Here is a 15,757-nt window from a genome sequence, read left to right as displayed (position 1 = left end):
AAGCGATTAATAAAGCATAAACATCTATAGCTTACTTACTTAACATTGCAATAAGTTCTTCAGTGCTCATGGACGAATAATCTGTACGACCTGAATTCTCTGTTCTGCCAGGGGCTGGTGTAACCCTCTTAGGCACTGGTGTATTTTTGGGTGAATTAACAACCTGTCTTTCTCTAACAACTTTAGGTTGTCTAACAGGCTTATCAGCACTTCCAGGAATCTCTACTTTCAACAGACCCTCATTACCAAACTTTCCATAAGACGAATCTATTTGTTCTTCATATGACTCAGAAGAATTCTCCAAAATATCATCATCCCAAGACTGCTCAACATCTAAAATCGAAACAGGTTCCTCATCAAGTTCAGGAACCACTTTCTTCTTATTAAATATAGATTTCTTTTCTTTTCTACTGAAATCCACATCACCATCTATACCGAAAAGATCATCCTTACTTCTTTTTATTTTCGTATTTAAAGGTCGTTCATTTTTTTCAACTGCTTGAGGCTCAAAATCCTCAGAAGATTCATCTGAGAGCTGCCCTACTAATTCACTTCCTACATTTGCAGCTTTAATTATTGGCGTCTGTTTTGCCTTACGACTAGTCTTAGACTCGCTTGCGAGTTTTTTCTGAAGCTCCTCAGGAGTAATGCCACAAGTTACACCCCTTGGCATCTTATACTTCTGCTTTGCATAACCGAGTCTGTACGCCTTATTTGCGATGTCATAAAATTCGCGGTACTGCATCAGTATTTCTTTTACTTTAGCAGGAAGAGCATCGCAAAACGCCCCCATTTGGCCTGGATATAGCCATCTTGATATAGTCACAAAGCGTTCAGCTATATTAAGTCCCTCTTCCTTCGACAAGAGAAATTTATAACATTCTCTAAATTCCGAGTAAGTCAGATTGATGTGGTCGGGTATAACCTCATCAATTTTGTAATATTTTCTTGCTTCTTTCCTACCTCTTCCCTTTACGATGAGGTCAGCAATTACATCAGGGTCCGCGCCAAACTTACCATCGGAAAAATACGCCGTAAGGATTCCCGCACTATACAGGTCCTTCATCTCATTCTTCCCTCGATGTGTTGTCGCCAAGACTACAACGATCACCGCCTTCGTATAATCAGCAAGCTCTGCAATTTCCCGGATGCTATACTTCTCTCCACCATCAAGATACTCCTTAAGAACTACTGCTTGTACTTCACTATGTTTTATGATGTAGTCCTTAATAGTTTCCTTAGAAGAACGAAGTACACTTTTGGCCGTATAATTGCGAAGAGTAATCTCCTTATTTATGCTGGATTCAATAGTCTCATGTTTAAAACCGTATAGTATGTTTAAAGCCGCCATCAGTTACCTCCAAAAGCGCATTATATATGAATTTATTAACTATAGTTTGGCTCACCCTAATAAAGGTAATTGGACGTGCACATTTATAGCAACTATTTCTTCAAAAAAAAACCCAAAATATCCAAAGAAAAAAGCAACCCGTTAGAGGTTGCTTAAACGCAGTAAATACCAGCCTTTCAAGGATTTATAAGTTCCAAAAATCAGACTTGCCATAATAAAATTCACACAAAAAACACATTTAGCCAATTAAAAAAAGGAGCCGTAGGCTCCTTTCCAATTTATCATTACACCCAAGTTATTGTATCGCCACTACTAGTAACCCCAACATGACCAATACCAGTCACTGCTGCGAAAAAGAGTGGAGAAGTTGCACCGCCAACAATAGTATATATGCTTCCAGCAGCCGCCATTCCAAAGATCACACCATATTTACTACCAACCTCTATTCCAACATAGGTTCCAACAATGAAAATCGCTATTTCGACACCAATAACCAGCCAACTAAGGAAATTACTTAGAACATCGTTCGCACTATTTCCGTCAACCTTATATTGAACCAGGTCGCTTCTAGTAAAACCGTATTCTTTTGCAATCTTATTTCTAACTTTATTGTCACACAACGCGGTTGCCATCAAAAAGCCATAGCCGTTCCACCCAATCTCTCGGCTCTTATCAACACACTCTTGATATCCAGCAAAATCACCGTATAGTTTCCTACAGGACTCAAAGCGGTAACAATCATTCATCAAGTAAAACCTTTCAGCACATTGCTTAGTAGTCTTAAAGACAGCTAACTGCTCATCCGAAAATCCACGCTGAAAGCCAATACCAATCCCTGCAAGCAATTCAGGTATACGTATCAAATCGATAAAAACATCCTTAGTTGAACCGTGCGTTGACTTATAATAGTCACCCTCACGCAAATATTCACTTATAGTTGTTCCATACTTCCTATTGCTCCTCTCAAATAGTTTAAAGAAATAGGTAGTACTTAAAAAAGATCCTCCTTCATAACTGGAAAGCCCAGTCTCTAAATAAAAAGCCCGAGAAATCCTCAGATACTGCTCACAGTAAGAAAATACGCTATAAAATATCAGTGGTAGTACTTTATCACGATAGAACTTGAACAATTCCCATAACAATTCCGAATTGCCACATTTTTGGATGCTATACCATGCTTCACGCACCACATATCGAGCGATAACCTCGCATAATTTTGGTTCTTTGCTCCTATCTGAAAGCTGTTCCATAATAGGAACCAAATACTCAATAACGTCTTGATTACTAATCCTACACGATTGCAGTAAACCTCCTGACATCCTATAGTAATCAACAGCACTATTAACTCTCTCAAGTCCTTCACCGCTATCTTGTTGTATAAGCTCTAGCATCTCACGTGCAATACCTCGATATGCACAAGCTGAATCCAATTCAAAGTCCCCCTCTGAGGTCTCAGCAATGTATTTATTTCCAACTCTCCTAATCATTCTTCCTCCCATTACTACTAATAAAATATTTGCAAATTTGTATATATCTACTATCAATATAATAACACATGCTATTAAATAGTCAATTATATTTTTCTTATTTTGAAAAAGGCGAGGTAACTATTTTACCTCGCCATGTTTGACTCATTTTCTAGCAATCTGCCCCAAATTAATTCCCATTTGCTGAGCCTTTCTCTCTACCTTAGCCTGCTTATATTCACCATTTGCCTTATGCGCAGCCTTTCCTGCACTGACAACAGCCCCTACGCCATCAGCCATAGTTTCGCCAAACACTTCTGAAGCTCCAGACGCCACATATTGTTTTGCAGTATGATAGATTTTACCCGCCGAACTATCAGCGCCATGGAAGTATTCTGCATCCGTTGTAGCTCCTACGGATGCTATCATTCCAACAGCAGCACCTGTCATAACAGCAGCCTTATCAACCGTGGAAAATGCTTTAGCATAAATCTGACGTCTTTCAGCAGCTTTCTCCACCTCTATTCTCTGAGAAGGACTCAATGCGCCGCCACTAGCTCGCTTGTCAACATAACTACTGAAGCTCGCTATCTTCCTCTCATTAGCCTCCGTTTTTAACTGGCTTTGGAAAGAACTAGCATCGCTAAATGTCCTTCCCTTATCGTGTTGACCATACTCTTTCTCAATACCACTTCGTCGAGATACCTCCTGATTTAGTATAGTCTTAGCAGAGTTGGCTATGCCAATAGCATCGCTACGCTTCTCGATATTAGCTTTAAGTGTATCATTTCTCTTCTTTAGGCCCTCAATATCCGACGCTGACATTTTGCTTGGCTTTTTGCTTTCGAAGTCACGGATCGCTCTCTCATTCTGATGAAGCTCAAGCTTATCTTTTGCATTAAGCGCAGACAGCTTCGCATTCCCTTCATCAATAGCAGATATCTTATCTCTCATATTATCCATGGTCTTAAGGTTAGCATAGCGTTTACTGTTGAAATTGATATCCTCACTGCTACTATTTTCAGAGATACTCTTCGCATCCTTACTAAGCTCGCCATTATCACCAGCCATTGCTTTTTCAACATCCTCACCAGTTACAACAGAATCTGCAAGAACATTATTATAGATATCATCTCCTGAAGCACCACTGGTCTCTGAGCCATGAGGAATATCGTTGTTAATAGAAGAACCAAAGCCATTAGTATTCGACTCACTATCATTCGAATCCTCGAATTTTTCACTAGTGTCACTTCCCTCATCATCTGAATGCTTTGAAGGTGAATTAACAACCTGCAGATCATTCGTATCAAATGCAGCACTATACCTATCACCCAGCTTGTCAGGTTTGTCACTTTCTTCCCCAATATTGTTCGTATCATCGCCACCATTCTCAGGAGCAGAGCTTTCATTTCGACCTGGAACTACACTAAGACCTGTTTCAGTTCCATCGTTATTATGTTTTCCCCGTGCCTCGTCTTCCTTGGCAGATGGAATAGGAGCATTTGCTTTCACTTCAAGCTTATCAGCAGCTTCATTCTTAGCTTTACTACTCTCTTTCTCCTGGTTGGCTTCTTCTTTTCGTGCCCTATGCCTATCAACACCAGATTTAATACCACCAGCAATTACAGCCGCACCCGTTATAGCTCCCTTAGCAGCGGCAGCAATACCACCCGCAAAGCCAATAAGTCCTTTTCCGTTAGATATACCCCATTTATTACCAAGCATTGATAATATCTGATTACGAGTAGGTACAATAGCCTGGTACATGATATACGTAATCAATCCTTGAACAAAACTACCTTTAAAGTCACTGCTCACGCCAGAAGCCTCGCTCATTGCTGATAGCAATATCGATGGCAAAAGCATAAGCGCTATATCAATTACCGGAACAAAGCAATTCGTGAAGAATGTAACGCACCACTGACCTAACGACTGTTTATTATCTAAGAATCCTGCAAAAACAAACATTGGAAAAAGTCCAAATAAGATAAGCTGCATAATGGCTATCTTAATATATGAAAAAACATATGTTAGCGGCAACGAGCATACCAACGCATACGCAAGTGCATTTACAAAGGTGCTAGAATCTTCATACAATTTTTTGTAACCTGCCTCTATACCGTTTGCAAAATTCAGACTAGGTGCAAGCCCCGTCAATGTATTATACATAACAATAGACAAGTTGTCCCTTATAATACATACAGCATCGACAATGTTAGGCATGACAAAAAGGCAAATCATAGCACCAGCAAAGGCCACAATATTGTCCTTTAGAAACTGTCCCGCCTTAGAATCACCCTTCCACATCGCTTTAACGACTGAAAAAAGTGATACAGCAAAAACAAAAGTAAGAGCCAACTGCTGAAGTGTCACATACAAATATGCACCAATTCCACCATACACATTTCCATCAGTCAAGTCAAAAGTAAAGAAGGAATTACCACCAGTCGCGATCTTGCCCATTACGATTGAAGTTATATTCATTGGCACACCAGGAACAGCATTAAGTGTTCTAGAAATCTGAGTACCAATAGAAAAGACAAGACTAGCCATAATTTTTTCAATACTACTCGGCGTCTTATTAGGCTCAGCATCATCGCCGGTGTTTGTATCATTTGAAGTCGCACTAATGTCAACCCCTGCCTCTAAGGTTCCATCAGCAGTAGTTCCAGCGATCCAAGACCAATCCTCATAACCATCAGCACTAGCCGTACTACCAGGCATAGAAAAAACGACAATAGTTAAAATCAACGCGAAAAAAGTAGCTACCCTATCAATTATCTGTAATTTTTTACTTAAATCTTTTGACATAATCTTGTCCTTTAAGCAGACATCTTTGAGAATGCCTCCTCAATTCCTTTCGCATCCGTAGCAACCGCAAGCTGCTCAGTATCTTCACGATAATCGACTTTACAGAACGCAACCGTCTTATTATCAACAATACATACTTCCCCTCGGTGTTTGTTAGAATCAGACTCATCGTCCGGATTGCCACCAAGCGTATTAACAATAAGATCTGCTTGTGCAGGAGTAAGGCTAATACTATCAATAAGGAAATCTTTATCCTGCACATCCTGTTTTAAAATGAATTTTGTAGTAGCCTGCTTTAAAATATCCTGAGTCTCAGGGAATCTCGCATACTCACTAACCGTCTGAGAGATCAGCATAAGTGATACATTTCTAGAACGGGCAGTTCTTGATACTGCATTAAGTACAGCCCTATCATACTGGTTTTTAAACATCTCATGCGCCTCATCAACGATAACCTGCATCTTGGACTCAGCATCAAAAGAAAGTGAATTCTTCTTAATAAAGTTCTCATTTACGAATTCGAGAGCGATCTGCTGAACAAGTTTCTTCTCTGAATCTGAAAGAAGAGAGATATCAATATTAGTGAATGGGCAATCTCTATTAATACGAATAGAACTCTGTCCGTCAAAATATGCTCTTATTCCGCGAACTTCCTTAACAGCCTCTTTAATATTCTGGTCATTCTTATACTCCCTACACTTAGAAGCCTCACTATATGCAAGTGCCTCATATTGCTCCCTACTAAAGAACCTGCATGTTCTCTCGGAATAGTACAACTCTTTTACATAGTTAGCCAAAGACATAATCAGAATATTATAAGCATCAACCATGTTGGAATCTCTGTTATCTCTTCTTGAAATAAGGAGCTGCTTATAAAAATCAGTCATAGTAGGAATCTTCTTAAGGACTCTACCATCACCCAAAATCTCACTATCTGATGCATTAGCACTGCCAGGTGTTGTATACAGAGAGTCTGCATCACCGTCAATAAAGCCAAAGGACTTATAAAGCGCCTTAAGGTTTTCGATTACAATATTTTCTAAATACTTGTTTTCTGCGAGCGAAGTAGTAACGCCCTGCTCATCATCGCCAGCAACAAGCTTTAAAATAATATTTGTAACCATTGTGATCTTGTCTGTAAGTTCCAAACTCCTTATCTCATGCAAAATGCCACTAGCATCCTTAATATTCCTAGTCGTCTCAGTAATATCAAAGATGTTCATTACATCGCTAGACATGTTTGAAATCTGAAAATTAACTCCATCACACAAAGTTGCAAGAGCTGCATACTCACCCTCAGAAGTACCCTTCCTCTGCTTAAAGTCGATTGAAACAAAATGATAGCCCATAAGTACTTGCCTGCAGACCATCATCTTAACAAGTGCAGACTTACCAGTACCAGTTTTACCTGCTACAACAATGGTATAGCCATCATGTGCTCCATCGAATGAATCATATATAATAGGCATCGCCGTAAACATATCTCTTCCAAGAGGAACTCCCTTTCTGTGGGAGAATGATGACTGTGTATAGTTATAAAGTGCAGATACAGAATACTTGTCAAAATTAAAGAATTTAACGGCATCTGACTTAACCGTACTTGAATCGACCTTTACAAGTCTATTAAACGGGGCATTATTGGCAAAAGCTTCTGCCTGTACGCCATAACAACATGAAATGTTGATATTTTTTTCAAGTGCCTTTGAATGAAACTCCTGAGTAAGTTTATTAAGTTCCTTAATGTCTGTAGCATGAAGTGTAAATAAAAATCCTACAGAGAAGAACTTATTCTCACCGCTTTCAATCTGAGCAGCGAAATCATTAGCGTCCTGGATCTGACCTGAAATATCACGCACTCGATTGACATTGGAATTCTTCTCAGCCTCATAAGACTCACCAACAAGAACATTGATATGCTTATTGTACTTACGAAGCATCTCATCTTCTGCAATAGGCTTAATAAATATAGAAGATTCACAATTCTGGAAGTTCATAAGTGGTGCAAATGTGTTTGCAAACCTGGCCCTTCTTGGAATTGAAGTAATTGTAAATGATCTAATATAGACATTCTGTCCGCCATCAGATACAACCATATAACTATTAGGCCCTACATCAATAGAATCCGCAGAAATCACGTTTCTAAGAGTAGTTGCTTTCTCGCGTCTATCGAGAGTGTCATAATCAATATTCTTAAGATTATCATCTCGAAGCTTCTCAACTCTCTGCTCATCCATCTGCTGACGCAAATGTCGAAGAGCATTGATAACAACTACGGCAACAATACCAAGGACAACAAATACAATCGCAGTCCTTATTAACCCTATATAATCTGAAAATTGAACCAAAAACTCATATAACTCTGTCATAGCTACGCTCCTTATACAGCAGCCCCGGCAATCTGTTCAACCTCCTCGACCACCTTGGCATGTTTTCTATTTGCAGCCTCTTCATTTTCTCGAAGCCTTTCCTCAAGCTCTAACATTTCCCTTTCAAACTCTATCTCGCCACGCTTTTCCTTAGCAATTTCTTCTATTGAATCAGTAGTAACATAAAGTGACTTGTAAGAAGAGTTAAGAAGATCATCAAGCCTTACCTCATCGGAAGTAATCGGATGGAAATGTCTACGCAATAAATCAGTAAATCCATCAGCAGTAATAACTTTCCAGGTACATCCCGTATTTTCAAGAGATCCACCATAAATATCTGCAAGATTCTTAAGTTCAGCCTCTGCCCTTAAAAGAATCTCTTCATCAGAAAGTTCCTCCAGATCCTCATCTGGATTGTATGTATAAGAAAAAATTAGCTGATTTGTTTTCTTAGTGTTAAATGAAGCATCTGAAACATACTCCATATAATGAACCATTTCTTTTGCCTCTGAAAGCTGCCACTCAAGTGAGCTCATTGTATGAATGAGTTTTTCAACTCTTTTCTCCTCTTTTGAAAAAAGTTCATCATTCGAAGCAAAACGCTTCATGTTTTCAACCGCAATCTTAATATCCGTCTGAACATTGATAACCTTGATCTCAAGTTCCTGCGCGCGTTCTCTCATATCCTGAATATTCTGTGATATATCAATATTCTGAACGTTCTGACACATCTGAATAGGACTCTCAATGGTATTAAAGAAGGCTATAGCATTATGCATTGTGCGTTCTCTATCTGAAGCCGATGCTGCACTAAAGTTATATCCGTTTACCTCGATGCCACCAATGAAAGTATTGTTTCCTATAGCGATCATGCCCATTCCACTTTGGCCCTGAATAATATCATCAAACTTGACGAATTCATTGACATCCGTTCTTATGAAGTTTGAATAATTTACATTTTCCTCTGCAGAATTAACCTTTTTGATCTTCACAAAATAGAAATATGCTCCAGCCACGCAGATACCAAGCACAATCAGTGTAAAGATGATTAGCATTCCGTAGTTGCTAATGGAATTTACAACATTCATCAGTCATTCTCCTCTGAATCATAATTTTTCAAATACAACTTCTTCTTGCCAAAAAACTTAGTAAGAAGCCTCAAAACAATAATGTAAAGTGGGTAACCTCCACCGTATAAATACTTTGAATTAGGCATTGGGAAAAATGCCAAAACACCCGCTATTGAAAGAGTAATAACTGCAATAACTATCGCAACAGGTATAAGTCCCATCGGAACAAATATAAAAGCGAAAAAAGCAGCAATCAAAAGCCCAATTCCAAATATAAAAAGCTGAGTCTTAGTAAAGAACTTAAACCACTTATCCTCATCTTTAAGTTCTCTAGGAATATCATATGTACCATTTGCCATAATTACACCATCCTTCCAACATCATCTATCTATCAACCTGAAAAGAAAAACGCATCCAGTGTAAGTTTCATAATCAAGTCACCTATGAACGCATAAGCTGAAATATATCCAATAGAAATAAGGTAAAATGTAACCTTCTGTTTTGCATCCGAAACATATCTTGGATAGTTCAAGAACATAAGCGAAACAAGAGTCACAATTATTAGAATTGTTCCAGAGAAATATCCGACAAGCTCTAATATGTATTCAACAGGAATTATGCCTGTGGCAATATCCAGCTCTCTATTACCTGTCTGTATATAGTTAGGATTTAAAATATTAGCAGGACTTATAGGGTCCAATAAAGTAAATCTGTTAATTAAGAAATTCATCTCATAATCTCCATTAATCAAAAACAACCTCCCCAAGCATTACGCTTGGGGATATATGTTTTTATTAGCCAAACAAGTTCTTTCCGACACTTGTAAGAAGAAGGATAAGTGCTGGTACAGCAGCAACGCCTACAACAGCAATAGCCTTCCAGATCATTGAAGTCTTAGCATCCTGTCTTTCCTGAGGTGACATAAAGAAGAGCCTGCCGGCTGCTACAATACCACCAATAACAAAGAGGATAACAATAACAGTAACGACAAGTCGGTTAACTGACCAACCAACACCCTCTGTCTTTTCGACAAGCCCATCAAGAGCACTTGTATCAGCGGAATCTGAACTATTGATGATTGCTTCAAAATCCATACCCGCAGTGCAAAGAGCTCTAGCTGCTGATGTTGGCATTGCTGCCATGAGCTTCATTCCAAGTAGTGACATAAAATAACCTCCGTATTTTTTAATCTATGTAAATTTTTTAGATTTACCAAGAAAAAGCTTTGATCCACTGCGACACGATAAACGTCGTAGCCATTACAAGAACAAACAATATAACATGTGTAGCAAGTTTTCTCTTTGACTCGTTACGCTCCCTATTGTCCTTATTAAGGAACAAGGAACCAAAATGGATCTGCATATAGATTAGGCCAGCAAATATAGCAATTAAGATAACAAACACAGTCAATACCTGACCGAACATTACGGTCCCGTTATACAACTGATGAAAAGCCACACCATCATTAGCCGGACTCTCTGCAAGCCATCCATGAAACTTACCTCTAAAAAACTGTGGCATTATGCGATTCCTCCTCCTAAAAATTTCTTTACCATAGTGTAGTTTCGATGAAAGTGTTCATTTATAGCAATACCTTTTTTGGGTTTTTTGTTATTTTCTTTCATCATTAAAAAAAATCATAACCTCCTTCCAAACTTATTTAAGAAAGCAAAGCAAGAACTTGTACTCTCCTTTATGCTCAAAAGAATATTTTTAAGCATAAAAAAGAGCGCAAATAAATTTGCGCTCAAAAAGATTGTAGCTATAAAGCCAATCTTTTTATCCTGTTACAGAAGTAGCTTACTCCTCAGAAGCCTCTGGCTCATCGCCTGTACTTGGCTGTGTTATAACCTGGCATACGCCGATCACGTTCTTAGCATCAGTTTCTTCAAGAGTACCATTGTACAATGTTACAATGTTCTCACATGAAGCAATAACAACATTGCCTTTTGAAAGGGCAGTGACACCCGCTTTAAACTTAGTGCCATCAACACTCATAATTGTATCAACCGCACCGTTGAAAGCAGTAGCCTTAACTACAGATTCAATCTGTTCTCCTACGCCCGCAACAAGCTTAAAGTTAGAACCATCCTCGCTGATGATAATCCTTGTCTCCCCTGGCTTAGCATTAAGACCATTGATAGCATTGACAAAATCAACAGCCTTAACAAGCTGAGCGCCATCACATCCAACAAGGACATTAGCAGGCGCCTTCAAGAACTTCTCAATCATCTCAGGTGAAGCACCTAAAGTCTTTCCCTGAACAACGGTATAAATAACCTTGTTCTCAATCTGGAATAAAACCTTGCTCTTATCAACAGCAATAGCAACACCCTTCTGTCCCTTAATGATAGATTCAAGATTCTTTACAGCCTTTGCTGGGAGAAGAACATTAAAACTCTCCTTATTCTGCTTAGAGTCAGCACAGTAAGCATCAAGAGACGCCTCCATCTTATCAACAAGTGCCTTTACCTGCTCATTACCGCCTTCACTTGTTAAGAACTTAGCTTTTTCTTCTGCCATTCCAATGATGATTCCATCAGTAGAATAGCCCTTAAGAACGCCCTCAGAACGTCTGAGATTCAAGATCGCATTAGCGGTCTTGCCATTATTAGGGGATGCAAAAGCAAGTCCTTTATGAATAAGGTTTGTAAGTGATGCCCCTGATGTCATAATGTTAAAGAGCATCTCATTATCAGAAAATCCCTGAGGAGCCTCTGCTTCAAGCTCAATAGGAGTCTTGACTTTGCCCTCAACACCGATAATAAGCATTGTACTATCTTTCTCGAAATAGATATCCTCATTGTATGAGGCGATAGCACCACAGATAGTATTGAACTTATCAGCATTAACAATAAATGTCTCTGCCTCACCATTCCATCCCTCTGGCTTCTTTACCTGCATCTGATACTGGATCTGTTCAACATCAGTAGTAACTCTTACACCACCAAGAATGTTTGCGCCAAGGTCTCTTGAACCGAGAACAAGCATCACTTTAGTGTCCTTTTCCTTCACTGTTGCGATAAGTGAACAAATGTTAGAAACTTCTTTAGAATCAAAAATGTACTTCATATTATTATAATCTCCTTGTTATAAATGAAAATAAGGGAAGATGCTTAGTTATAGCAACCTCCCCTTTAAGTCAATAGTAGTTTTTATATAGCTTTAAGCTGCAAGGTCAAAAATTGAGACCTGACCGCTGATCGCTTTTGCCTTTTTGGGCTTGTTAGAAACAAAATCTTTAAGCTCGCTATTATAAACAACAGGCTCAAAATCACCAAAGATATCAAATAATGAAACCTGACTGACAATTGAAGTACTATCAACAACCTTAATAGTTGTGTCAGTAACCTTATTTGTCTTAACCACGCTCTTCTTAGTCGTTGTAGCCTTGGCGGAATTTGTTTTGGAAGTTGCTTTCTTAGTAGCATCAACAATAGTAGTAACACTAGTAATAATAGGTGTAACAGAATCAGTCTTATGCTCTTCATACATTTCAGCACCATCCATTACCTCATAGAAGGTCTTAGGTGGAATGTAATCAGCATAACTATCATCAGGACTATTATTTGACGCATTCATAACATCAAACATGTTCTCAAGAGACTTTCTGTCCTTACCACTATCACCCTCAGCAAGCATCTGTGCCATCTTAAGCCTTGGGTCAATGCCCTTAGCCATCGATGTAAGACCATCTGCCGAGAACTTACCTTGTATAGCAGATGCAGCTACCTGCTTTTCTGCCATGATCTGAATAGCAAGCTGCTGAAGTGTACCCTCAGTAGCCATGTAGTAAGTGTGACACTCTTCGGTCTGGTTAAGTCTATAATGTCTACGTGATGCCTGCCACATAACTGCAAGTTCATAAGTAAGCTGATAGAAGATAATTGTAGGGTAGTTGTAATGTGCGCCGTTATACTTGAAACAGAAATCGAGGCCCGTTTCAACCAGCTTCATATTACAGATAAATACCTTTATACCTTCTGACGCTTTCTTTCTGATAAACTCCTCGCGTTTTGTAGCAACTGGTGATGTAGAGTTCATTACAAGGACCTGACCTTTAAGATTACACTTTTCTTCGACAAGTGCCTGAAGTCTGCCCGTAATATTCATCTCTTCACTACCGGTATATGCACAGTAGATAAAACAGTTTCTATCCTGAGCAATCTCACTCTGCACAATCTCTATAAGTTTCTCTTCCTTAGGAAGAAGCGTAGACATATCATCAGAAATGTACTCATCATGTGATGGAACATTTGTGACAAGAGTATCTGCAAATAAAGGATGCACGATAGGATTGTAGCCGTAAGGTTTATCTGGATATGAAAGTCCAAACTGAAGCATAGTAGAAAGAAGCGCTCTGCCTCCCTTTTCTCTGCTTGCAGCCTTAAGATTATCGATAACTCTGCTATAGCTAGCCTTAACATTGTCTGGCTCTTCGGTCAGAACAACTTCCTCCTTTAATGGTGGTAAATAACTTGAAAGATCCGATAAATCAAGAAATACTGCCTTATCAAGTAAGAAATCAGTAAAAAGAAGTGGTGAAATACCCGGCTGAATCCTAGGGTTTTTTATTACTCTACCCTTAGACATTGACCTATATTCATCCTCATCATCATTTCCATAGCCGTACTTTCTACCCTGCGCTTCATACACGGTCTCAACACAACCATACTGGCGAGCAAAGTCCATAACGCCATTGTAGTCATACCCCTTCTTCTTCATACGTCTTGGGTCAAGCATGTAAAGAAGATAAAAGAATGAATCAGCCTTACCATTACTGATTGTGCCAGTAAGACACAGCGTAAATGAACTAGCAAGCATCAGCGCATGAGCAGCGACTGACTGAGCAGTGCCACCAGCCTCATACTTATGCGCCTCATCAAGAATAGTAAAATCAAAGAACCCTTTGAGATACTTCTTAATGTAAAGTGATGGCGCATATCTTCTTGGACCATACTCAACAGAGGACTTTCTCATATCCTCTCTAATCTTGCCCATGAGATAATCATTTTCATGACCTTTAAGGACAAAGGCAGTTGTTCTTCCCTTTTTCTGGTAGTTCTTATAGTGTGAAACTTTATACCATTTACGTCTTGCAGCGTCTTTTTCCTGCGAGACGCCTATAGGCTTGCAATCGACACCCCACAAATGTTCACCACAATGCATACATGTGTCATTAGTTGAAGTATGTGTTGCAAAATCAGCAGGAGTAAGAATAAGCTTTCCAGCATCCTCTTCGTCCTTCTTATAATAATTTGCTGCAGAGCGCATCAAAAGACCGCCACACTTAGGACATACAAGACCTGTATGTTCACCAAGCTCATACATTTCAACTTGCTTAAAGTTCCTTCCACCACAACGGCTACATTTAGTCTTCCCTGGTTCCTTATAAATAGTAGCGGGCTTCTCAGCCTCTTCTAGACAATCCTTACATACAAATGCCTTTGGAACCATCCTTGCTACATTAGTAGGAATCGGCGAAAGCTGACTTCCAAGCTTACAGAAGTCCTTAGAGATAAGATACCATTCTCTCCCTTTTCTTTCCTTACCTTCTGAACGCAGTTTGATAAGCTGCTCGAAATCATTAATGATAGTTACCTGGGCACCAGGAATCTCAGAAAGAATTTCTTCTCTCCACTTTGATACGAGATGTGAAGGAGCCATAAGTACATTTCTATACTTAGGCTGGTCCCTACTCATGTAAAGGTCTTTAAGACTCTTACCCTTATGTGTATCAAGCCACTTCTGATTGAAATAAGCATCGGCTACAGCTGCGCCCTGAAGCGTCTTACCACAGCCCATACCTTCAACCATGAGTCCGTATTTTGAACCTGCCTTTTTAAGAGCAATGATTCCGTTTACACAAGCAGCCTGCTGCGGATAAAGTCTCTTATTCTTAGCGGCAAAGCCGTCAAGTTCACCTTTAAGTGGAGATAAGGTCTCAATACTCTCTTCAAGATTTCTCACAAGAGAAGCGCCATAATTCTGGATATAGCCATCAAGAGACTCGATAACTAGCTTCTCAGATGGCACATCACTAACCTTAATAACACCTCGCTTAATTAGATCAGAAACACAATCCTTAAGTGTTGCATCATTGAGCTTATCAAAATCGATAGTGATTACATCACGCGCAGGAACATTCTTCCCATGAAGGATGACTCCTGGCATCTCAAAACGATTACCGTCCTCACCAGTTACATCACACTCCCAATATGCTCCATAACCATTGCTATAACGGATATCATGGAATTTAAGAAGCTGATTCTCGATTTCAGGCATCCAATCACGAAGAAGTGGCAGCCTATAATTCAACATAAGGAAATTATACATATCATCGTACTTATGCTCTGCATCGGTCAAAAGATACCTCGAACCTATCGCCTTGTTAAGAACAGTGACAAAGTTAAAGCTATCTCTACCGTTAGTAACCTTCTTATAGATCGTGTAATAGTCATGACCAATAGTATAAGCACCAATAGTATTATTAATAGTGACGCTATCGCCATCATTGATAGATGCAACAATAGCCTTTGACAAAACCTTTGATCTCTCAATAAATGAAAGAGCAATAAGTGGTCTACTGCTTGATGTATCAATTAGTGCAGAAACACCATAAGCATTATAAATACCTACTTTAACATTTTTTCTAATATTGTTATAATTCATTGTTCCTCCTAAATAAAAAAG

Annotated in this window: 11 protein-coding genes; all 11 read right to left on the bottom strand. The window is 39.1% G+C overall.

Translation table 11 applies throughout. The features are described from left to right. Positions 1-31: 31 nt before the first annotated feature. Positions 32-1,351 (bottom strand): hypothetical protein, encoded by a 1,320-nt coding sequence (locus bhn_RS14750; RefSeq protein ID WP_071177597.1) that lies wholly within the window; start codon positions 1,349-1,351, stop codon positions 32-34. Between the two features lie 284 nt (positions 1,352-1,635). Continuing rightward, positions 1,636-2,895 carry a hypothetical protein gene (locus tag bhn_RS14745; protein ID WP_161487342.1) on the bottom strand — a complete coding sequence of 420 codons (1,260 nt, stop codon included), beginning with the start codon at positions 2,893-2,895 and terminating at the stop codon, positions 1,636-1,638. An 87-nt stretch (positions 2,896-2,982) separates the two neighbouring features. Next, complete coding sequence (locus bhn_RS14740; RefSeq protein ID WP_148661981.1) at positions 2,983-5,541, bottom strand: hypothetical protein; 2,559 nt, start codon at positions 5,539-5,541, stop codon at positions 2,983-2,985. A gap of 98 nt (positions 5,542-5,639) precedes the next feature. Next, positions 5,640-7,994 carry a VirB4 family type IV secretion system protein gene (locus bhn_RS14735; RefSeq protein WP_071177594.1) on the bottom strand — a complete coding sequence of 785 codons (2,355 nt, stop codon included), beginning with the start codon at positions 7,992-7,994 and terminating at the stop codon, positions 5,640-5,642. Between the two features lie 11 nt (positions 7,995-8,005). After that, complete coding sequence (locus bhn_RS14730) at positions 8,006-9,082, bottom strand: hypothetical protein (RefSeq protein ID WP_071177593.1); 1,077 nt, start codon at positions 9,080-9,082, stop codon at positions 8,006-8,008. Beyond that, entirely contained in the window at positions 9,082-9,423 is a 342-nt protein-coding gene (locus tag bhn_RS14725) for a PrgI family protein (RefSeq protein ID WP_071177592.1), read from the bottom strand. Before bhn_RS14725 ends, bhn_RS14730 begins: the two co-directional genes overlap by 1 nt. Positions 9,424-9,455: 32 nt before the next feature. Continuing rightward, complete coding sequence (locus bhn_RS14720) at positions 9,456-9,794, bottom strand: hypothetical protein (RefSeq protein WP_148661980.1); 339 nt, start codon at positions 9,792-9,794, stop codon at positions 9,456-9,458. Positions 9,795-9,858: 64 nt separating this feature from the next. Continuing rightward, positions 9,859-10,230, bottom strand: a complete 372-nt coding sequence (locus bhn_RS14715; protein ID WP_071177590.1) for a hypothetical protein — start codon at positions 10,228-10,230, stop codon at positions 9,859-9,861. A 43-nt stretch (positions 10,231-10,273) separates the two neighbouring features. Continuing rightward, positions 10,274-10,585: a hypothetical protein gene (locus tag bhn_RS14710; protein ID WP_071177589.1), complete on the bottom strand. Its 312-nt coding sequence runs from the start codon at positions 10,583-10,585 to the stop codon at positions 10,274-10,276. 279 nt (positions 10,586-10,864) lie between these two features. After that, positions 10,865-12,136: a hypothetical protein gene (locus tag bhn_RS14705; protein WP_071177588.1), complete on the bottom strand. Its 1,272-nt coding sequence runs from the start codon at positions 12,134-12,136 to the stop codon at positions 10,865-10,867. A gap of 93 nt (positions 12,137-12,229) precedes the next feature. Further along, complete coding sequence (locus bhn_RS14700; RefSeq protein WP_071177587.1) at positions 12,230-15,736, bottom strand: DEAD/DEAH box helicase; 3,507 nt, start codon at positions 15,734-15,736, stop codon at positions 12,230-12,232. Positions 15,737-15,757 lie beyond the last annotated feature (21 nt).

This window comes from Butyrivibrio hungatei (genome assembly GCF_001858005.1).
Taxonomy (GTDB): Bacteria; Bacillota; Clostridia; order Lachnospirales; family Lachnospiraceae; genus Butyrivibrio; species Butyrivibrio hungatei.
This window is presented reverse-complemented; position numbering and strand designations above follow the sequence as displayed.